Below are 19,703 nucleotides of genomic sequence, written 5' to 3' on the forward strand. Positions count from 1 at the left end.
AAGTACTTTTTCCTTATCTTCGTGGAAGATTACTACACCATCTTTATCATATACACCTGCATAAGAGCTTTCAGAATGTCCTAGAGCTAAAACATCTTTAGAGAAAGTGTTAAGGTTGTAATCTCCCCCAACTACAGCTAAAAGTTTATTATTTTTGTAAATTGGAGCTGTATAAGAAAGAGTAACCGAGCCATCTTCAATGCTTTTATAAGGATCAGATACTACAAGTTTTCCTGCTGCTTTAGCCTCTTGGTACCATGATCTTGTTCTTGCGTCAAATCCTGTATCTTCAGGGCTTCTTATAATTCTATTAGATTGATATAATTTACCATTACTTTCAAATCCAAGATAAACCACATCAAAACCAGCTGATTCTTTTATGGTGCTTAAAGCATCAAAAATTTCCATTGTATCCGCATTTGGATTTCTTTCTACAAATTTAACTATAGAAGCAATAGCAGTTCTTTTGCTATTAGAGTATATTTTATATGCTTCATTAACATCATACATAGTTTTTTTCTGAATTTCTTCAAGATAATAACTTGTACTTTCTTTAGATTGGTAATAGTTAATAACATTAACCACTATTAATATAACAGCTATTAAAAAACAAGCTATTATAGTCAGTTTATTAGATAAACTGTTAAATTTAAACATTCTTGCTCCTTTATTTTTTGTTTTTAATCAAGTATTTTACTTTTAAAATAATTAGAAAAAAATAAAATTTTAATCTTTTTAAAATGAAAAATAATAATTAAAAAACGAAAAAAATTAATGTTTTTATATATCTTTAAGCTTTAATAGATATAATTTCAATTTTAATGCGGGAATAGCTCAGGGGTAGAGCACAACCTTGCCAAGGTTGGGGTCGCGAGTTCGAATCTCGTTTCCCGCTCCATTATCACCCGCCCGGGTGGTGGAATTGGTAGACACAAGGGACTTAAAATCCCTCGGAATTTTTCTTCCGTGCCGGTTCAAGTCCGGCCTCGGGCACCACTTTTTGGTAACTCAAGGCGACATAGCCAAGCGGTAAGGCATGGGCCTGCAAAGCCTTGATCTCCGGTTCGAATCCGGATGTCGCCTCCAATGCGATGTTAATACTTGATATTTTTATTCTTTATACGGGAGATGGCTGAGTGGTCGAAAGCGGCGGTCTTGAAAACCGTTGAGGGTCACACCTCCAGGGGTTCGAATCCCTTTCTCCCGGCCACTTTAACATAATTTTTCATATTTTTGTTTTCACATTTAAAAAGATATTTCTTAATTTCTTAAAGAAATTAAGAAAATTATTCTAAGTCTAAAACTCCACCCTTGCTAGCATTACTTACAAGCTTTTGATACATTTTAAGCCATCTTGAATTTACTTGTTTATTTGGCATTTTAAAGTTTGCTTTGCGTTTGGTAATTTCATCTTGAGTTAAATTTGCATTGATACTGTAAGTATCTACATTAATCTCTATTTCATCGCCATCTTCTAAAAGCGCTATAAGCCCACCTTCGGCAGCTTCAGGAGAAATGTGACCTATACTAAGTCCTCTTGTAGCTCCACTAAAACGACCATCTGTTATAAGTGCAACTTTAGCACCAAGTCCCATACCTGTGAGCAATGAAGTTGGACTAAGCATTTCTTGCATACCAGGTCCGCCTTTTGGCCCTTCATAGCGTATTACGCATACATCACCTTCTTTAACTTTACCTTTTATAATGCCTTTAATGGCTTCTTCTTGAGAGTTAAAACAAACCGCTTTTCCTTTGAATTTACGCTCACCCATAATACCTGCAGTTTTTATCACACAGCCTTGCTTGGCTAAATTCCCAAAAAGTATAGCAAGCCCACCTACATTTGAATAGGCATTGTCTATTTTTCTTATAATATTTTCATCTTTAATGCTAGCATTCTCAATGCGTTCTTTTAAAGTTTTTCCACTAATATCTAGAGTATCAAGTTCTAAAATATGGCCTGGTTTTTTAGCTATTTCAGCCATTACTGCACTTACCCCACCTGCTTTATGTATATCTTCCATATAAACAGTATTTAAAGATGGGGCGATTTTAGCTATATGAGCTACATTAGCACTGATGTGATTGAGTTCTTTTATATCTAAATTTACACCTGCTTCATAAGCAATGGCAAGCATATGTAAGATAGTATTTGAGCTTCCGCCCATAGCCATATCAACAACTAAAGCATTGTTAATGGACTTTTTAGTGATGATATTACGAATTTTAAAACGCTCATCTAGAGCAATCTCACAAATTCTACGCGCAGCCTTTCTTAAAAGCTCTTCTCTTTCTTTGCTAAGTGCTAAAATAGTTCCATTTCCTTCTAGCGCTATGCCCATAGCTTCACATAAAGTATTCATAGAATTTGCAGTAAACATACCCGAGCAAGATCCACCGCTAGGACAGGCCTTGCATTCTATATCTTTTAAATCATCTTCATCGATTTTTTTAGCCTCATAAGCTCCCACTGCTTCAAAAACAGAACTTAGGCTGATTTTTTCTCCATGTTTATTTACTCCTGCTCTCATAGGCCCACCACTCACAAAAATAGTTGGCACATTAACTCTTAAAGCCCCCATGAGCATACCTGGAGTGATTTTGTCACAATTTGGGATACAAATTAGTGCATCAAGTTGGTGTGCGTTCATCACTGTTTCAATAGAGTTTGCGATGATTTCACGACTTGGTAAAGAATAAAGCATACCATCATGCCCCATAGCTATACCATCATCAACACCTATGGTGTTAAATTCAAAAGGAATGCAACCATTTTTGCGGATTTCATCTTTAATGATTTTTGCATATTCATTTAAGAAAAAATGCCCCGGGATGATATCTATATAGCTATTTGCCACACCTATAAAAGGCTTGTTAAAATCCTCATCATTTAAGCCACATGCTCTAAGCAAAGAGCGATTTGGTGCTTTTAAATGTCCTTTTTTGATCGCGTCACTTCTCATTTGTATCCTTTTTTAAAGTAAAAACTATCATTTTATGCTTTTATTTTGCAATTTTTGCTTAAATTTTTTAAACTTAAATGGTATTTTAAAGAAAATTATTTAAAATGTGAAATTATTTTGATTTAAGGAATGTAATGCTTTTAACTAATCCAGTATTTATAGGCGTTGTGTTAATGACGCTTTTGTGTTTTTTTAGGTTTAATGTTTTGCTTAGTGTTTTGCTTTCTGGGCTTTTTGTGGGCGTTTGGTCTAAATTTATGAATGTAGAGCATTTAACTTTGATGGAGTTTTTTACCCAACTTCCACAAGCTATGATGGATTCTATGAAAGTTTTAATTGACGGTATGCAAGGAAATTTACAAACAGCACTAAGTTATATTTTACTTGGAGCAGTGGCTGCTGCTATATCAAAAACTAATCTAACAGCATATTTGATTAAAATAGTTTCGCATTATATTTCACATAAAAAATACTTACTTATACTTTCTTTGGCGTTTATTGCTTGTTTTTCACAAAATTTAATCCCTATCCACGTGGCTTTTGTGCCTTTATTGATCCCACCTTTGTTAAAACTTTTTAATAAGTTAAAAATAGACCGTAGAGCCATAGCTTGTGCGCTAACTTTTGGACTTACAACTCCTTATATGGTAGTGCCTTTAGGTTTTGGACTTATTTTTCAAACTTTGCTTGTGGATAATTTAAATTCAAATGGAGTGCAAATTAGCCTAGGAGAGGTTTCTCAAACTATGGCTTTTGCGGCTATTTGTATGCTAGTTGGTTTGTTTTTGGCTGTGTTTGTATTTTATGCTAAGCCAAGAGAATATCAAGAAGAGCAAATTGCTAAAATGGACTTTGAAAATCTAAAAATGAGTAAAAAAGAATGGGGTGTTTTAGCTGGTCTTGGGCTGACTTTGATTTTGCAAATTTTAACGCAAAATTTACCTTTATCAGGGCTTTTAGGTTTTGTTTTGATGGTAATTTTGGGTGGAGTAGAGTATAACAAAGTTAATTTAGTTTTTGATGATGGGCTTAAAATCATGGGTTATATAGCTTTTGTAATGCTTGTTGCTTCAGGATATGGAGAGGTTTTAAAGCAAAGTGGGGGTATAGCTGAGCTTGTAAAAACAAGCGTGCCTTTTATGGAGCAAAGTCACTTTTTAGCTATTTTTATCATGCTAGCCATAGGGCTTTTAATCACCATAGGCATAGGTAGTTCTTTTGGGACTATTCCTATCATCGCTGCTTTGTTTTGTCCTATATGTATAGAGCTTGGTTTTTCACCTGCTGCGATTATTTTTATCATCGGTGTTGCTGGAGCTTTAGGCGATGCAGGATCGCCTGCTAGTGAAACAACTTTAGGAGTGAGCGTAGGGCTTAATGCAGATAAGCAAGGTGATCACATCAAAGATACTTGCATACCAACCTTTTTATGTTTTAATGGCTCTTTACTTATCTTAGGTAGTGTTATAGCATTTTGTTTGCTTTAATACATTAGCAAAATTCCACTTGAGAGTCTGCTTGAAGATTTATTATACTCAATAAGACTCTCACCATAACCATTAAAATACTGAGTGTAAATATACAAGCCATTGTTAGAAATTTTATAAGCTCCGCTTATTTCCACTGCACCGCGGTTATTAGCAAAATTTAAATTATTACGCCATAAGATATTGATAAAATAATCATCTTGAGTATAAGCAAGATTGATATCAAAATTGCCCAAGTATTTTTCTATATCAGGATTATCATCTTCTGAGCTTTTTTCAGGAATTCTTAGCCAAACTCTAGGTATAAACACAAAGTCCCCAAAAAACCATGCATTGCTTAGATAAATTCTATTCCAAGATCTTGATTTTGGATCATCTTGCCCGTTTGATTCGTGTAATAAACCAACGCGTACATTTTTTAAATTTTCAAAAGCTCCATGCCCACTTATAGGAAAATTGATGAAAAATTCAGGTAAATAATTAGTCTCTCTAAAAGGCGATGAATGTTCATAAAGTTGCCACCACGAAATTTGTGTATAAGCTATGTTGTAACTTTCATTTAAACCCAAAAGATTTTCAAAAAGAGTTTTTTTAAGACTTACTTGAAATTTAGTTTCAGTGCTTTTATAATCTCTTTTGCTAAAACTATAAGAAATAGGCATAAAATAGCTAAGATTATGCGTGCTAATACCAAAAGGATTATATGATTTTTCTGTGCCAAGGTAATTTGCCAAAGCTTCGCTTCTTGGGTTAAAATCATCTATTTTGCGTTCTTTTGTTGTATTTTGCTCATTATTAAGAGAAAGTTCCAAATTTTTTGTTTTTGCTGTATCTTTTAAAACTAAGCTTTTATAAATTTGCATAGCTTTTTTGTACTTACCTTGCCTTTCATATTCTAAGGCTTGATTGATTAAATCCTCATTTGCTAAAGCACTAAAAGCACATAGTATGGGTAGAATTATCCTTTTCATGAAGCCACTTTTTGTATTCGTTTAAATAATTTAAATTTATAAACTCATTTTCATTTTTAAAATCTATAAATTCTGCTTTCATTGTATCACAAAAAAGAGCTAGTTTATGGTTATTTTCTTGTAAAAATTGCAAAGTTTTTTCAAAATTTCTACCATGATAAAATCCACATAAATAATGCTTGTGTTTTTTTGTGCTTGCTAAGAGTATATTTTGTGATTTTAGATGATGAAAAAGTCTAAAAATACTTTCTTTGCTTATGTTTGGGCTATCCACGCTAAGGATAAATACATAGGTGTTTTGAAAATGTTTGAGTATGGAATTTAAGGCAATGAGCGGGGAGTAGTTGTTTAAATCCTCATCTAAAATAAGTGCTAAGTTTTTTTGATGAAATTTATCTTTTTTGGTGCTAATAAAAACTTGATTAAAAATCCTTGACATTTTTTCATATTGATAAAGAGTTAAGTTTTTATCATCTACTTGCAATAAGCTTTTATCTTCTCCCATGCGTGAAGACTTTCCACCACATAAAATCACACAAGGATAGGGAATTTTTTCACTCATAAAAACCTCATAAATTCATCAAAATATTTTATAATACATTTATGAAATATACAGATTTAATACAAATAAAAGATTATTTTAAACAATTTCAAAGGCTAAATTATCTCAAACGCCTTGATGATAATATCTTAGAGCTTAGCTTAGATCATCAAGCTTTTATACTAGATTTAACACGCGGAAAAAGTGGAATTTACCAAGATAAGCTCCAAGCAAAAGTCTATAACGCACCTTTTGATTTTATGTTAAAAAAATACTTTTCTAATGCAAAGATTTTAAATTTAGAAGTATTAGAAAATAATAGAATTTTATCTTTTGAAGTTTTATCAGAAAAATCTTACAAAGCTTATGGAGCTAAGATTTATTTTGAATTTACAGGAAAAAACACTAATGTAATCATCACAGACGCTAATGATATTATCATAGAAGCTTTACGCCATATAGATAAAAGCTACCGTATTGTAAAAATAGGCGAAAAACTTCAAGCTTTAAAAGCTTATGAGATCAAAGAAAAGTTTGTAAAGATTGATGATTTTAATGTGTATTTTAAAGAAAGTGCTAAAAAGTTACAGCAAGAGCGCTTAAAAGATATAAAAGAAAATAAACTTTTAAATGTAGATAAAAAAATCTTTACCCTTAAAGAGAGTATAGAAAATTTAGAACAAGAAAGCAATTTATTAAAAAAAGCTCAAGAATTAAGCCAAAAAGCAGATGTTTTATTTGCTAATTTAAATTCTTTAAAAGATTATCAAAGAGAATTTATTTTGCAAGATTTTAATGCAAATGAACTTGCTTTTAAACTCGAAGATACACCTAAAAATAGTGCGAATGAATTTTATAAAATGGCTAAAAAGCTAAAACAAAAGGCTAAAAATATCAATATAGAAAGAGAAATTTTAAGTGAAAAACTTGATTTTTTAATCAATTTAAAAGATTTAATCACTAAAAGCACTTCTTTGCGAGAATTAGAAGTTTTAATGCCTAAAAAAAGTAAAAAAACCAAAAAAGAAGAGTTAAATGCAGGGGTTAGTAGCTTTTATTTTGATGAGTTTAAAATCAGCGTAGGACGCAATGAAAAAGCTAATGAATACTTGTTAAAAATAGCTAAAAAAGATGATATTTGGCTACATGTGAAAGATTATCCTAGTGCACATGTAATCATTACTTCAAATAAATTAAAAATAAGTCAATTAGTGCTAGAATTTGCAGCAAAACTTTGTGTGGAATTTTCCAAGCTAAGCTCTGGAGCTTATTTGGTCGATTATACGAGTAAGAATTTTGTTAAGGTTAGAGAAAAGGCTTTTGTAAATTATACAAATTATAAGACTATAAGCATTTTAAAGGAGTGAATATGCCTATAAGTCCCATAGGTGGCGTTAATTATGCTAACCAAAATGCACCGGTACATTCAGCACAAGTAAGCAATGAGCTAGCAAAAGATTCTTTTGCGACTTTAGTGAATATGAGTGAGTTTCAAGCAAAAGAAAAAACAGTTGAAAAACTTGAAAAAGTCAATCAAACTCACGAAGTAAGCGATGAGGTAAAAGAAAGACAAGAGGAAGAAAAGAAGCATTCTAAACATCATCAAGAACAAGAGCAAGAAGATGAAGATGAACAAGAAGAGCAAGAAGTAGTTAAAAAAAGCTCTCATTTGCTTGATTTAAGTATATAGAAAGGATAAAAATGTTTTCAAAGACAAGAATTCTTAGTGCTATTGTGATGATAGCTGTGATAGCTGTTGTTGCTTTAGTGGATAATTTTTTGATTAATTTTGCTATTTTTGGTGTTTTATTGTTTTTGGCATTTAATGAAGCAAAAGCTATGTTTAAAAGCAAACACGCAAGTGCTTTTGTGGCTTTGTGTATTTTTGCAATAGGAGCATTTTTAGATAAACCTTTCTTTATAGGTCTTATGGCTTTGATTTTGATTTTGGGGTATTTAGTTTATAAAAAAAGTGAAAATTTAAATGAGCTTATGCCTTATATATATCCTACTTTACCTATTTTAATGCTTTATCAAGTATTAAGCTATGAGGGTATGTTTGTATTGTTTTGGCTTATAGTGATTGTTGTTGCTTGTGATAGTGGGGCGTATTTTATAGGAAAACTCATTGGCGAGAGAGCTTTTTCTCCAACAAGTCCAAATAAAACTTTAGAAGGTGTAGTAGGTGGCATAGTTTGTGCAGGGATTTTAGGAACTATTATAGGTTCTTTTGAATTTAGCTTAGTAAAAAGTATTTATATATCTTTAATCGTAGCTATTTTTGCTGTGATAGGGGATTTGCTTGAGAGTTATTTTAAAAGACAAGCAGGCATTAAAGATAGCGGTAATTTAATCCCAGGACATGGGGGAGTTTTAGATAGAATTGATGCTGTTATCATTGCAGCATTTGCAATGGCAACTTTAGTATGATTGTACTTGGAAGCACGGGAAGTATAGGGGTTAATACTCTTTTTATTGCTAAAGAAAAAAACATAAGCATAGAAGCTTTATCTTGTGGTAAAAATATCAAGCTTTTAAATGAGCAAATAGCTCTTTTTAAGCCTAAATTTGTATGTATACAAGATGAAAAAGATAAAACCTTAGTTGATCATGATAAGATTTTTTGTGCTCAAGAGGGCTTAAAAGCGATGATAGCTGAGTGCAAAAGCTCTTTAGTGGTAAATGCTATAGTAGGTTTTGCGGGGTTAAACTCAAGTCTTATGGCACAAAAGCTTGGTAAAACCTTAGCCCTAGCAAACAAAGAAAGCCTAGTAGTAGCAGGAAAATTTTTTGACACTTCTAAGGTTAAAGCTATAGATAGCGAACACGCAGCACTAAAGTGTTTGATAGATAAAAGAAAAGACATTAAAAAACTTTTCATCACAGCAAGTGGCGGGGCTTTTTATAATTATAAAATCAAAGATTTAAAAAATGTCAGCGTAAAAGAAGCCCTTAAGCACCCCAACTGGAGTATGGGAGCTAAGATCACCATAGATAGTGCTAGTATGTGCAATAAGCTTTTTGAAATCATCGAAGCTTATCATCTTTATGGCATTAAACAAATAGATGCCTTGATAGAAAGAAAATCTTTAGTACATGCTTTGTGCGAGTTTAAAGACGGTGGTATAAGTGCGTATTTTTCTCATGCAAATATGTGTTTGTCTATAGCTCAAGCGATTTTAGATGAGCATGATCAAAGCTTTATAGAAAATTTAGATTTGTTGGCTATACCAAGTTTAAAATTTGAAAAAATTAGTTTAAAAAAATATCCTATATTTTCACTCAAAGATGAACTTTTGAAAGAGCCTGATTTGGGTGTGATTATAAATAGTGCAAATGAATATATGGTGTATCAATTTTTAGCCCAAAAAGCACAGTTTTTAGACATAGCTAAAGGAATTTTTAAAGCATTAGATCATTTTGGTGTGCCAAAGATTAACCAAATTGAAGATGTTTTTGAGTACGATAAACAAGTAAGGCTTTATTTAGATAAGGAAATGAAGTGAGATATTTTTTAAGTGTTTTGATTTTTATAAATGCAGTTTTTGCTTTAGAATTTAGTGTGAAGGAAAATGGAAAAAGTTTAGATGATAATAACACAGTTTTAATCCTTGGAGGCATACAAGGAGATGAGCCAGGTGGATTTCATGCGGCTAGCTTGCTTTTGAGTGATTATAATATCACTAAAGGTAAAATTATCGTTGCGCCAAATTTGGCTTTTGAAAGTATTATTGCTAGAAATAGGGGAAATTTTGGAGATTTAAATAGAAAATTTGCCCATATAGATGAAAACGATCCTGATTTCCACACCATAGAGCGTATAAAAAAGCTTATTTTAGACCCTGAAGTTAATATGGTCATAAATTTACACGATGGAAGTGGTTTTTATAGACCACAATATGAAAGCAAAGATAAAAATCCAAACCGCTGGGGTAATACTAGCATTATCGATCAAAGTGAGGTAAATTCTACAAAATATGCAGACTTAGAAAGCATAGCTAAAGAAGCGGTAGAAAATATCAATAAAGCTTTGGTAAAAGAAGAACATCAATATCATTTAAAAAACACCAAAACCCAAGAAAGTAATGACAAAGATATGCTAAAGGCTTTAACTTATTTTGTGGTGTCAAATCACAAAGCAGCCTTTGCTAATGAAGCGAGTAAAAATTTACCAACACATTTAAGAGTGTATTATCATCTTTTGGCGGTGGAGTATTATCTAAAAAAGGCAAATATAGAATTTCAAAGAACTTTTGAGCTAACTCCAAATGGGGTTTATAGAGCCATTGAAAAGCCTTTGGAAGTAAGACTTTTTAATGATAAAATTTTACTTTATCTTGACAAACCCGCTAATAGAGTGAATTTTTTACCTTTTCCCACCAACCAAGCTTTAAATTATGAAGCAAGCAATGAAATTACAGCAGTGATTTCAAATGCCAATTCATACTCAGTCAATTACGGCAATCGCTTGCAAACTAGACTATACCCTGAATACTTTGAGTTTTCAAATGCCCTAGATAGTGTTGAAATGATAGTAGATGGAAAAAATATACAAACAAATTTTGCTCAAAAAATCATGGTAAAAAATAGTTTTAAAATTCCTCCTATTGTAGGTGTAAGGGTTAATGTCATAGGTTTTGATAGGGGTAATGATGAAAGCGGTATAGAAATAAGTAAAAATCAAATGCAAAGTCGTTATTCTTTAGATAAAAAAAGAAAAATTTATAGAGTGGAATTTTATGAGTTAAAAAATGCAAATTTAGCCGATCAAGCCTTAGAAAAAAAGACAAATTTTAAAGAAATCAAAAAAGCAAACATACCTGCAAAAGCCATAGAAAAAGCAGAAGAAAAAGACAAATTTATCGGCATGATTTTAGTGGAATTTCAATGAAAAGCCTAATCCTTGCCATAGAAAGCTCGTGTGATGATAGTTCTATTGCTATCATAGATAAAAACAGCTTTGAATGCATTTTTCATACAAAGATTTCTCAAGAAAATGCTCATAGTGTTTATGGAGGGGTAGTGCCTGAGCTTGCAGCAAGATTGCACAGTGAAGCCTTACCTAAAATCTTAGAAAAATGCCAAAAATACTTTGACAAACTTTGTGCCATAGCAGTTACAAATGAACCTGGTCTTAGTGTGAGTTTGATAGGTGGGGTAGCTATGGCTAAAATGCTTGCCATTAGTTTAAATTTACCACTTATAGCGATTAACCACTTAAAAGGGCATATCTACTCTATGTTTTTAGATAAAAAAGCTAGTTTTGATATGGGTGTATTGCTTGTAAGTGGTGGGCATACTATGGTGCTTTTTATTAATGAGCAAGGTAAAATCACAGAACTAGCAAGAACAACCGATGATAGCTTTGGAGAAAGCTTTGATAAAGTAGCTAAGATGATGGGGCTTGGTTATCCTGGTGGGGCTATCATAGAAAATTTAGCTAAAAATGTAAAAGAAAGCGATTTAGAATTTAGCATACCTTTGCTTCATTCTAAAGACCTAGCTTATAGTTTTTCAGGACTTAAAAACCAAGTGCGTTTGGAAATTTTAAAAGAAGAGTTAAGCTTAGAGCGTAAAAGCAAAATCGCCTTTGCATTTCAAAAAGCAGCCATAGCTCATATTTTAAACAAGCTAGAAAAAATTTTTAAAGAGTATAAATTTAAGCGTTTTGGCATAGTAGGCGGAGCTAGTGCAAATTTAAGCTTAAGAAGTCAAATAGAGCATTTATGCCAAAGCTATCAATGTGAGCTTTTGCTAGCTCCACTTGAGTATTGCTCAGATAATGCTTTGATGATAGCAAGGGCGGCTTGTGAAGCTTATGAACGTAAAGAATTTGTAAGTATTGAAGATGATCTTATAAGCCCTAAAGTAAAAAACTTACAAGGCGTATTATGAAAAAGGCTTTTACTATTATAGAGCTTGTGTTTGTGGTGATCATACTTGGGGTTTTAGCTGCGGTTGCTTTGCCAAAATTTAGCACAAGTAAAGATGAAGCAAGTACAGCTCAAGCTTTGGGAAATTTAAAAACTTTTATCAATGATATAAGTGCTTATGTGTTAAAAAATGAAAGTCTTTCAAGCATAGCTTTGATGAGTAATGTAGCAAATGTAAAAAATGAAGATTTATCAACTTTGCAAAATTCCACCAAAGAGCTTGATTTTAGTGTAGGAAATGATGAGCAGTGTTTTAAAGTACTTTTTGTGGATAAAGAAAGCATTTTGCTTTTAGCACTTATAGTAGATAATGCTCAAAAAAGCAAAGCCCAAAATATAGCAGATTTAAAAAATAAAGCTTTGAAAGATCCTAAAAATCAAAGTATAAAAACTCAACTAGATGAGGCTTTAAATGCTTTTAGTCAAAGCGAATTTTCAAGCACTTCAAAGTCTAAGGCTTGCCAAAGTCTAATCCACTCTAAAGCTTTTAAAGACTTAGCTACTAGGGTGTATTTTTTAAGTGGTAGTTAAAGTTGCAATTTATATTGATACTTTTTAAAGAAAATAAACTTAAAATCATTCTTTTTTTGCTTTTTAGTATTTTTACAAGCTTGCTAGGCGTATTGACTTTAGTTTTTATTAATGAGTTTTTATTAAAAACTAGCCTTGAAAACTCAAATATTATCGTGTATTTTGTGCTTTTATTGCTTGTATTTTTTGCGAGTTCTTCTTTTGTAGAAATTGCTCTAAGTTTGTTTGGGCAAAGTTTTATTTTTAAAATGCAAAGAAGGGTTGTAAAGCAAATTTTAGATACAAGTGTTTTGAGTATTTTAAACACTACTAAAGCAAAAATTTTAGCTTCTTTGAATAATGATGTGCGTAGTATTTCTTTCGGGCTTTTAAGGCTTCCTGAATTTATACAATCAAGTGTTTTGATCATTTGTGTAAGTGCTTATATAGCTTATCTTTCTTTAGAAATTTTCTTTTTGTGTTTAGCGTGGATAGTGTGTGTTTTTTTGGTGGATAATTTTTTGATGAGCAAGGTGTATTTTTATTTTAAAAATGCTAGGGAAAATGATGATGCTTTGCAAAAAAACTATCAAAATATTTTACAAGGACATAAGGAACTAACCTTAAATCCTTTAAGGGCGAAGTATTATTATGAAAATGAGTTTGAAAAAAATGCTCTGAAAAAGAAAAAAAGCTCTACTATGGGAAATATCTTGCATATTTTATCTAACAACTGGAGTAATAGTGCTATGCTAGCCTTAGTAGGAGTGGAGTTTTATATAGCTTTAAGCTATGAACTTGCTAGTTTGCAAAGTGCTACGACTATCGCTTTGAGTGTGCTTTTTTTAAGAGCGCCACTTGGAGCTATGATAGGAAGTTTTCCTACGCTTATGATGGCAAAAATCGCTTTAGATAAAATTTCAAATTTAAATTTAGAAAACTATTCTCATGAGTTTAAACTCAGTCAAAATAAAAAAACTTGGCAAAAACTTTCTTTTAAAGATGTGTCTTTTGCATACAATGAAAAATTTGCACTAAAACCTGTAAATTTTGAGCTTAAAAAAGGCGAATGTATATTTTTAATAGGTAAAAATGGTAGCGGTAAATCTACTTTTTCTATGATTTTAGCAGGGCTTTTTACAGATTTTAAAGGAAGTATTTTTTTAGATGATGAAAAAATAACTTCAGAAAATATGTATGAGTATAGAAGTTTAATTAGCGCGATTTTTAGTGATTTTCATTTATTTGAGCATGTTTTAGAAGATGAAAAATTTAGCAAAGAGGACTTAGCATACTGGCTTGAAATTTTAGAACTTAATGAAAAAGTAGAGCTTGTAGAAAATACTTTTAGCACTATAAAGCTCTCAGCTGGACAAAAAAAGCGTCTAGCTATGCTTAATGCTTTGCTTGAAAAAAGAGATATTTTGATTTTAGATGAGTGGGCTGCTGATCAAGATCCTATGTTTAGGAAGTTTTTTTATACTAAACTTTTGCCACTTTTAAAGCAAAAAGGTATTACTATATTTGCTATAACTCATGATGATGTGTATTTTGATATGGCTGATAGAATTTTACTCGCACAAAATGGTCAAATTTGTGAATTAAAAGGCGATATAAAAGAATTAGCAAAAAATGCGGTAGAAAAATTTTAAAGGAAAAAAATGAAAAAATTACTTATTTTATGTGTATTTTTAGGAGTAAGTTTGATGGCAAAATCTTTTGAGCTTGTAAAAGAGCCTGTGCTAACTACACAAATGGTTGAAGGGATTTTGGAGCTTGCAAAGAAAGAAGCAAGAAAAAATGGCTTTCATGTAAGTATTACCATAGTAGATAAATCTGGTCAAATTTTAGCGGTTTTAAGAGATGATAAAGCAGGTGTGCATACGCTTAATGCTAGTTATAAAAAAGCTTACACAGCCACTTCGCAAAAAAGAGAAACAGCTGTTATTTTTAAAGGTGTAAAAGAGGGTAAAATACCTGAGGATATTCGTTATTTAGATGATAAGTTTTCCATTATGCCTGGTGGGGTGCCGATTTTTATAGATGGAGTTGTTGTTGGTGGTATAGGTGTGGGTGGAGCACACTTAGATGAGGATGTAAAAATAGCTAAAGCAGGGATAGCATTTTTAAAATAGGCTTTGAAAATCAAAGCCTATGATTACTTAGCTTTTGCATAAATTTCTTTTTCAATGTCTATGTAAAATTGCGCGATAGCTTTGTAAGCTTCCTCCCAAGCTTTTAGTGTAGTTTCATCTGCATTTAGCACTACTTTAATAGCCTTTAAAAGACAAGCACCTACTATAGGGTAATGTTCTTCTTTGACATTTAATTTTGTATGAGTGATAGCTACTTTATCAACAAAGCTTCTCATATTTTCTAAATTTTCTACATTTTTTGCTGCCATTAAAATAGCCATTGCTAAAGCTTTTGGTTGCTCGCCTGAAGCTTGTTTTTCCATATTAAACATAGGTTTTACTTCAGGATATTCTTCAAACATGATTTTATAAAATTCTTTAGTTAAAACTTCGCCATTTTTTTGTAAAACCGGCACACAATCTTTGATGATTTGAATTTGTTCTTGAGTCATTTTTTCTCCTTTGTATATTGTATTTTTGATGATTATATAAAAATAAGATAAAAAATATCTTGATTTATGTTAATTTTGTATTATTTTATTTTAAAATGATTATGTGTATCAATTTAAGTAAATATAAAGTGAATTATTAATATAATAATCCTTATCAATTTCAAAATTTAAAATTAAGGAAATTTATAAAATGAAAGCAAAAGTAGTTTTACTATCTTTACTAACTGCTATGAGTTTAAGTGCTCAAGAGCTTACGATTTATTCTCATCGTCATTATGATTCTGATAAAGGAATTTTCAAATTATTTCAAGAAAAAACAGGCATTAGTGTAAATGTGGTGCAAGCTAAGGCTAATGAGCTTGCTAAAAGATTGGAAGTTGAAGGTAAAAATTCAAAGGCAGATTTGTTTATGACTGCTGATGCGGGAAATTTAGAGCAAGTTCGCACAAATAATCTTTTTGTATCAGTTAGCTCGCCTGAGTTAGAAAAACTTTCTCCAAAAGAATTAAGAGGTAAAAACAACGAATGGTATGCTTTTACAACAAGAGCAAGAATCATCATCGCTTCTAAAGATAGAATTAAAGATGGAGAGATTAAAACTTATGAGGATTTAACTGATCCTAAATTTAAAGGTAAAGTTTTAGTAAGAAGTTCAAATAATGTTTATAATATCTCTTTATTAAGTGCTATGATAGATACTTTGGGCAAAGAAAAAGCAAAAGAATGGGCTCAAGGCATAGCAAATAATCTTGCACGCACTCCAAAAGGTGGGGATCGTGATCAAATTCGTGCAATCTATGCAAAAGAAGGCGATGTAGCTATATCAAATAGTTATTATCTAGGTCATTTAGCAAATTCAAAAAATCCTAAAGATGTTGAAGCTGCAAATTCAGTAAAAGTGATTTTTCCAAACCAAGATGATAGAGGAACGCATATCAATGTAAGTGGTATAGGTGTTTTAAAAACTTCTAAAAATAAAGAAGCTGCGGTTAAATTTATCGAGTTTATGCTTTCAAAAGAAGCACAAGAAATTTTAACAAACCAAAACTATGAGTATCCGGTAAATAAAGAAGTAAAACCTGCTAAAATTTTACAATCATGGGGCGAGTTTAAAATCGAAAAACCAAATTTTGAAGCTTACTGGGGTAATGCTAAAGAAGCTTTAATGATTTTTGATGAAGTTCAATGGAAATAATTTTAAGGAAAAATAAAATTTGAAATTTTTAAGTCTAAGGTGGTCTTTTGCCACCTTTTTTTTCTGTAGTTTAATCATACTGCCTATACTTGCCATTATCTTACACCTTCCTTTTATAGATATTAACACCTTAAAACATTTGAGTAAAAATGTCTTGCCACGATATATTTTTGGTAGTGCTTTTATATTGTTTGGTACTTTAGTGCTGTGTTTGATTATAGGTTTAGTTAGTGCTTATTTGATAGCTTTTTATAAATTTTTTGGCTCGAAATTTTTTGAATGGTTTTTGATTTTACCTTTGGCTATACCTTCTTATGTGATGGGTTTTGTTTGGATTGATTTGTTTGAATTTCAAGGTTTAATTCCCACGCTTTTAGGGGTTGATAGGCGTATAGATATCATGAATGCATATGGGGTGATTGTGATTTTATCTTTTGCGCTTTATCCTTATGTGTATTTTTTTGCTAAAAATACTTTTGCTTATGGACTTGGAAATATCATTTTAAGTGCTAAAACGCTTAAGGCTTCTAATTTAAAAACATTTTTTAAAGTGATTTTGCCATTTTGCCGTGTGGGTATAGTGGGTGCTTTGCTGTTGGTGGCTATGGAAGTTTTGAGTGATTATGGCTTAGTGGCGTATTTTGGTGTAGATACTTTTAGTGCAGGAATTTTTAGAACATGGGGAAGTGGCGGTGATGAAGTCAGTGCTGTGGCTTTGAGTGTGGCTTTGCTTGTATTTATCGCACTTTTAATGCTTTTAGAAAAAATTCAAAGAGGTAAAAAAGGCTTTAATCAAAATGTATTTTTACCTACTCCAAAAGATGAGTTAAAAGGCTTTAAGGCATTTTTAGCCTTTTTGTGGTGCTTTTTAGTGGCATTTTTAGCTTTTGTCGTGCCTATTATATGGCTTGTTTATTGGGCTGGGTTTGATTTTATGCAAAATTTAAGCAATGTATTAACACCTGCATTTTATAGCCTTAGCGTGGCTTTGGTGAGTTCTTTTGCTATTGTGGGAGTGGCATTTTATTTGTGTTTTGTGGTACGTTTAAATGATACAAAAGCTTCTAAAATCATCCTTTGGCTTACGACTTTGGGGTATTCTTTACCTGGAGCTGTGGTGGCTGTGGGAATTTTAGTGATTTTGGGTGTGTTAAATTATATTTTTGATCTTTTATCTTTTGAATATGCCATAGGTGGTGGATTTTTGGTGTTGTTTTTTGGGTATTTTGTGAGGTTTTTAGCTTCAGGGATTTTTGCAACTCAATCAGGCTATGAGCGAATTTCTAAAAATATAGACTATGCAAATTTAACCTTAAAATCAAAACCATTTAAAATTTTCACTCAAATTCATTTTCCTTTGATGAAGCATTATTTAGCTTTAGCTGTGGTGATTATTTGTGTGGATATTTTAAAAGAATTGCCTATTTCGACTATACTTTCACCTTCAGGTTTTCAAACGCTTTCATCGCTTGTATTTGCTTATAGTGAAAATGAGTTAATTTACAATGTTTCTTTGCCATCTTTGATTATAGTGTTATTTGGGATTATCCCTACATTTTTAATGCATTATTTGCAAAATAAAAACAACCAAAAAGGACAATAATGGAAATCTTAAAAATTGACAATCTCTACAAATCTTTTGGAAAAACAGAGGTTTTAAAAGGAATTTCTTTGAGCTTAAAAGAAGGTGAGATTGTCAGTATTTTGGGAGAAAGTGGCTGTGGTAAGAGTTCTTTGCTTGGTTGTATAGCAGGTTTTTTTGAAATCAATGATGGTAGTATTTATATAGGGGATAAATTAGTTGCTTCTAAGAATGTGTATTTAGCCCCACAAGAGCGTGATGTGGGGGTTTTGTTTCAAGATTATGCTTTGTTTCCGCACTTAAATGTAGAAGAAAATATATGTTTTGGTATAAGCTCATTAAGTAAAAATGAGCAAAAACAAAGACTTGATGAAGTTTTAGAAATTTTAAATTTAAATACACTTTTAAAGCGCTATCCAAATGAGCTAAGTGGCGGGCAAGCCCAAAGAGTAGCACTAGCAAGAACCATAGTTGCAAGGCCAAAAATCATACTTTTTGATGAACCTTTTTCAAATTTAAATCACACTTTAAGCGTTAAAATGCGCAAAGAAATCAAAAATATCTTGAAAGAACATAAGCTTAGTGCTATTTTTGTCACACATGATAAAGACGATGCTTTTTATTTATCAGATAATATCGCTTTGATTAAGGATGGGAAAATTTTAGACTATGGAAGTGCTAAAGAGCTTTTTTATAAGCCTAAAAATATAGATAGTGCTTGCTTTTTGGGCGAGGCATTTTTTATAGATCCAAATACAATTTTAGATGAGAAATTCAAAGCATATTTGCAAAGTAAAAACGGCATTTTACGCCCTAATGATATACAAATTTCAACTTCACAAACCCCTTTAAAAGCCAGTGTTTTAGAATGCGTGTTTTATGGGGATTTTTATGAGATAAGTGTGAGTTTGGAAGGGCATATTTTTAGTATTTATCATCATAAAGAACTTAGTAAAAATGATGAAATTTATCTTAAGTTAAGCGAAACAAAAGAGTTTTAAGTCATAAATTTAATAAAGTTTATATTAAATATCTTATAAAATATAAACTTTAAAGGTTTAAAATGATACTTACAAATAAACTTGGTATAAAAAATCAACTAGAATTGGCCAAAGAAGAAGAAAGAATAAGCAAACTAAAGGCAAAAGCTTTATTTGAAAGTGGTTTTTTAGATACATTAAAAGCAGGAAGTTTTGAAAGCTTAAGGATAATTCATCAAAAATTATTTGAAGATATTTATGATTTTGCAGGAAAAATAAGAGAGGTAAATATTTCAAAAGGAAATTTTAGATTTGCTCCTGCTGTTTATTTACATGAGGCAATTAAAAAAATAGAACTTATGGAACAATCTTGCTTTGAACAAATTGTAGAAAAATATGTAGAAATGAATGTAGCTCATCCTTTTAGAGAAGGAAATGGCAGAAGTATGAGAATTTGGCTTGATTTAATACTTAAAAAAGAGTTGAAAAAGGTGGTTGATTGGAGTTTGATTGATAAAGATGATTATATAATGGCTATGCAAAGAAGTCCTATTAAAGATGTAGAGATAAAAATTTTACTTCAAAATGCTTTGAGTGATGACATTCATAGTTTTAATATTTTTGCAAGAGGGATTGACGCAAGCTATTATTATGAAGGATATACACTCTATAAAACAAAAGAGCTTTTTAGTTAAAATAATGATCAATAATATTTTTTCTTTATATAAGAAAAATATTTTGTATATTGTTTATTTTGTTCCAAAATTGAAATTTAGACAACTGTATTTATTTGTTAAATTGAGAGTTGTGTTTTAGTTGGGTAGAATGCTATAAAAGATAAATTTTTATTGTAAAAATTATAATTTTAATCTCATATTTAAATTTTTATAATATAAACTTTCTTAAAGTAGTGTTTTAGAATGTGTGTTTTGCGGTTTAAATAATTTGCGATAT

19 protein-coding genes and 4 tRNA genes are annotated in these 19,703 nt (G+C 31.3%); 18 read left to right on the forward strand and 5 right to left on the reverse strand.

Annotation, left to right across the window (positions count from 1 at the left end; genetic code table 11):
* On the reverse strand, window positions 1–657 hold a 657-nt coding region (locus L8V82_RS06555), incomplete at its 3' end, for a cache domain-containing protein (RefSeq protein WP_263724421.1).
* Between the two features lie 166 nt (window positions 658–823).
* Between L8V82_RS06555 and L8V82_RS06560 the strand changes: the two genes are divergently transcribed.
* The 4 genes from L8V82_RS06560 to L8V82_RS06575 all read left to right on the forward strand — a co-directional run bounded on the left by L8V82_RS06560 (window position 824) and on the right by L8V82_RS06575 (window position 1,210).
* Window positions 824–898: transfer RNA gene (locus L8V82_RS06560), tRNA-Gly, on the forward strand.
* A 9-nt stretch (window positions 899–907) separates the two neighbouring features.
* Window positions 908–996: transfer RNA gene (locus tag L8V82_RS06565), tRNA-Leu, on the forward strand.
* A gap of 16 nt (window positions 997–1,012) precedes the next feature.
* A tRNA-Cys gene (locus L8V82_RS06570) sits at window positions 1,013–1,086 on the forward strand.
* A 36-nt stretch (window positions 1,087–1,122) separates the two neighbouring features.
* A tRNA-Ser gene (locus L8V82_RS06575) sits at window positions 1,123–1,210 on the forward strand.
* A 76-nt stretch (window positions 1,211–1,286) separates the two neighbouring features.
* On the opposite strand, the gene ilvD is transcribed toward L8V82_RS06575, so the two are convergent.
* Window positions 1,287–2,963, reverse strand: coding sequence for a dihydroxy-acid dehydratase (ilvD, locus tag L8V82_RS06580; protein ID WP_263675035.1), 1,677 nt, complete (start codon window positions 2,961–2,963; stop codon window positions 1,287–1,289).
* Between the two features lie 134 nt (window positions 2,964–3,097).
* Here ilvD and L8V82_RS06585 point away from each other — a divergent pair, with 134 nt between their 5' ends.
* Complete coding sequence (locus tag L8V82_RS06585) at window positions 3,098–4,450, forward strand: Na+/H+ antiporter NhaC family protein (RefSeq protein WP_263724422.1); 1,353 nt, start codon at window positions 3,098–3,100, stop codon at window positions 4,448–4,450.
* Here L8V82_RS06585 and L8V82_RS06590 read toward each other — a convergent pair.
* Complete coding sequence (locus tag L8V82_RS06590; protein ID WP_263724423.1) at window positions 4,447–5,421, reverse strand: phospholipase A; 975 nt, start codon at window positions 5,419–5,421, stop codon at window positions 4,447–4,449. The two genes, L8V82_RS06585 and L8V82_RS06590, sit on opposite strands and share 4 nt — an antisense overlap.
* Window positions 5,384–5,983 (reverse strand): NTP transferase domain-containing protein, encoded by a 600-nt coding sequence (locus L8V82_RS06595; RefSeq protein WP_263724424.1) that lies wholly within the window; start codon window positions 5,981–5,983, stop codon window positions 5,384–5,386. Before L8V82_RS06595 ends, L8V82_RS06590 begins: the two co-directional genes overlap by 38 nt.
* Window positions 5,984–6,024: 41 nt before the next feature.
* Here L8V82_RS06595 and L8V82_RS06600 point away from each other — a divergent pair, with 41 nt between their 5' ends.
* From L8V82_RS06600 to L8V82_RS06640, 9 genes are read left to right on the forward strand one after another with little or no spacing between them, the layout of a single operon-like run.
* A complete protein-coding gene (locus tag L8V82_RS06600) occupies window positions 6,025–7,329 on the forward strand; it encodes an NFACT RNA binding domain-containing protein (protein ID WP_263724425.1) in 1,305 nt (434 codons plus the stop codon).
* Window positions 7,330–7,331: 2 nt separating this feature from the next.
* Window positions 7,332–7,652 (forward strand): hypothetical protein, encoded by a 321-nt coding sequence (locus L8V82_RS06605; RefSeq protein WP_263707378.1) that lies wholly within the window; start codon window positions 7,332–7,334, stop codon window positions 7,650–7,652.
* An 11-nt stretch (window positions 7,653–7,663) separates the two neighbouring features.
* Window positions 7,664–8,392: a phosphatidate cytidylyltransferase gene (locus L8V82_RS06610; RefSeq protein WP_087700494.1), complete on the forward strand. Its 729-nt coding sequence runs from the start codon at window positions 7,664–7,666 to the stop codon at window positions 8,390–8,392.
* The gene (dxr, locus tag L8V82_RS06615) at window positions 8,389–9,468 is read left to right on the forward strand and encodes a 1-deoxy-D-xylulose-5-phosphate reductoisomerase (RefSeq protein ID WP_263724426.1); all 1,080 of its coding nucleotides are present in this window, start codon (window positions 8,389–8,391) and stop codon (window positions 9,466–9,468) included. Before L8V82_RS06610 ends, dxr begins: the two co-directional genes overlap by 4 nt.
* The gene (locus L8V82_RS06620) at window positions 9,465–10,853 is read left to right on the forward strand and encodes a M99 family carboxypeptidase catalytic domain-containing protein (RefSeq protein ID WP_263724427.1); all 1,389 of its coding nucleotides are present in this window, start codon (window positions 9,465–9,467) and stop codon (window positions 10,851–10,853) included. The genes dxr and L8V82_RS06620 overlap by 4 nt, the downstream gene beginning before the upstream one ends.
* Window positions 10,850–11,857 carry a tRNA (adenosine(37)-N6)-threonylcarbamoyltransferase complex transferase subunit TsaD gene (gene tsaD / locus L8V82_RS06625; RefSeq protein ID WP_263724428.1) on the forward strand — a complete coding sequence of 336 codons (1,008 nt, stop codon included), beginning with the start codon at window positions 10,850–10,852 and terminating at the stop codon, window positions 11,855–11,857. The genes L8V82_RS06620 and tsaD overlap by 4 nt, the downstream gene beginning before the upstream one ends.
* Window positions 11,854–12,426, forward strand: a complete 573-nt coding sequence (locus L8V82_RS06630) for a type II secretion system protein (RefSeq protein WP_318529674.1) — start codon at window positions 11,854–11,856, stop codon at window positions 12,424–12,426. The genes tsaD and L8V82_RS06630 overlap by 4 nt, the downstream gene beginning before the upstream one ends.
* A 2-nt stretch (window positions 12,427–12,428) precedes the next feature.
* Window positions 12,429–14,057, forward strand: coding sequence for a multidrug ABC transporter permease/ATP-binding protein (locus tag L8V82_RS06635; RefSeq protein ID WP_263724429.1), 1,629 nt, complete (start codon window positions 12,429–12,431; stop codon window positions 14,055–14,057).
* Between the two features lie 9 nt (window positions 14,058–14,066).
* Window positions 14,067–14,540, forward strand: a complete 474-nt coding sequence (locus L8V82_RS06640) for a GlcG/HbpS family heme-binding protein (RefSeq protein WP_039619439.1) — start codon at window positions 14,067–14,069, stop codon at window positions 14,538–14,540.
* A 23-nt stretch (window positions 14,541–14,563) separates the two neighbouring features.
* Here the strand turns inward: L8V82_RS06640 and cgb are convergent, their stop codons facing one another.
* Window positions 14,564–14,992, reverse strand: coding sequence for a single-domain globin Cgb (cgb, locus tag L8V82_RS06645; protein ID WP_039619438.1), 429 nt, complete (start codon window positions 14,990–14,992; stop codon window positions 14,564–14,566).
* A gap of 190 nt (window positions 14,993–15,182) precedes the next feature.
* Between cgb and L8V82_RS06650 the strand changes: the two genes are divergently transcribed.
* The 4 genes from L8V82_RS06650 (at window position 15,183) to fic (ending at window position 19,444) form a co-directional block, all read left to right on the forward strand.
* On the forward strand, window positions 15,183–16,187 hold the full coding sequence (locus tag L8V82_RS06650; protein ID WP_263724430.1) for an extracellular solute-binding protein: 1,005 nt from the start codon (window positions 15,183–15,185) through the stop codon (window positions 16,185–16,187).
* A 19-nt stretch (window positions 16,188–16,206) separates the two neighbouring features.
* Window positions 16,207–17,790, forward strand: coding sequence for an ABC transporter permease (locus L8V82_RS06655; RefSeq protein WP_263724431.1), 1,584 nt, complete (start codon window positions 16,207–16,209; stop codon window positions 17,788–17,790).
* On the forward strand, window positions 17,790–18,770 hold the full coding sequence (locus tag L8V82_RS06660) for an ABC transporter ATP-binding protein (RefSeq protein WP_263724432.1): 981 nt from the start codon (window positions 17,790–17,792) through the stop codon (window positions 18,768–18,770). The genes L8V82_RS06655 and L8V82_RS06660 overlap by 1 nt, the downstream gene beginning before the upstream one ends.
* A 62-nt stretch (window positions 18,771–18,832) precedes the next feature.
* On the forward strand, window positions 18,833–19,444 hold the full coding sequence (gene fic, locus L8V82_RS06665; RefSeq protein WP_263724433.1) for a protein adenylyltransferase Fic: 612 nt from the start codon (window positions 18,833–18,835) through the stop codon (window positions 19,442–19,444).
* Window positions 19,445–19,703 lie beyond the last annotated feature (259 nt).

The organism is Campylobacter sp. IFREMER_LSEM_CL2151 (genome assembly GCF_025771725.1).
Taxonomy (GTDB): domain Bacteria; phylum Campylobacterota; class Campylobacteria; order Campylobacterales; family Campylobacteraceae; genus Campylobacter_D; species Campylobacter_D lari_C.

Coding starts and splice junctions, on each gene's coding strand:
- dxr (WP_263724426.1), top strand. CDS start 8,389: ATGATTGTACTTGGAAGCACGGGAAGTATAGGGGTTAATACTCTTTTT.
- L8V82_RS06605 (WP_263707378.1), top strand. CDS start 7,332: ATGCCTATAAGTCCCATAGGTGGCGTTAATTATGCTAACCAAAATGCA.
- L8V82_RS06640 (WP_039619439.1), top strand. CDS start 14,067: ATGAAAAAATTACTTATTTTATGTGTATTTTTAGGAGTAAGTTTGATG.
- tsaD (WP_263724428.1), top strand. CDS start 10,850: ATGAAAAGCCTAATCCTTGCCATAGAAAGCTCGTGTGATGATAGTTCT.
- L8V82_RS06660 (WP_263724432.1), top strand. CDS start 17,790: ATGGAAATCTTAAAAATTGACAATCTCTACAAATCTTTTGGAAAAACA.
- L8V82_RS06585 (WP_263724422.1), top strand. CDS start 3,098: ATGCTTTTAACTAATCCAGTATTTATAGGCGTTGTGTTAATGACGCTT.
- L8V82_RS06650 (WP_263724430.1), top strand. CDS start 15,183: ATGAAAGCAAAAGTAGTTTTACTATCTTTACTAACTGCTATGAGTTTA.
- L8V82_RS06610 (WP_087700494.1), top strand. CDS start 7,664: ATGTTTTCAAAGACAAGAATTCTTAGTGCTATTGTGATGATAGCTGTG.
- fic (WP_263724433.1), top strand. CDS start 18,833: ATGATACTTACAAATAAACTTGGTATAAAAAATCAACTAGAATTGGCC.
- L8V82_RS06630 (WP_318529674.1), top strand. CDS start 11,854: ATGAAAAAGGCTTTTACTATTATAGAGCTTGTGTTTGTGGTGATCATA.
- cgb (WP_039619438.1), bottom strand. CDS start 14,992: ATGACTCAAGAACAAATTCAAATCATCAAAGATTGTGTGCCGGTTTTA.
- ilvD (WP_263675035.1), bottom strand. CDS start 2,963: ATGAGAAGTGACGCGATCAAAAAAGGACATTTAAAAGCACCAAATCGC.
- L8V82_RS06595 (WP_263724424.1), bottom strand. CDS start 5,983: ATGAGTGAAAAAATTCCCTATCCTTGTGTGATTTTATGTGGTGGAAAG.
- L8V82_RS06590 (WP_263724423.1), bottom strand. CDS start 5,421: ATGAAAAGGATAATTCTACCCATACTATGTGCTTTTAGTGCTTTAGCA.
- L8V82_RS06600 (WP_263724425.1), top strand. CDS start 6,025: ATGAAATATACAGATTTAATACAAATAAAAGATTATTTTAAACAATTT.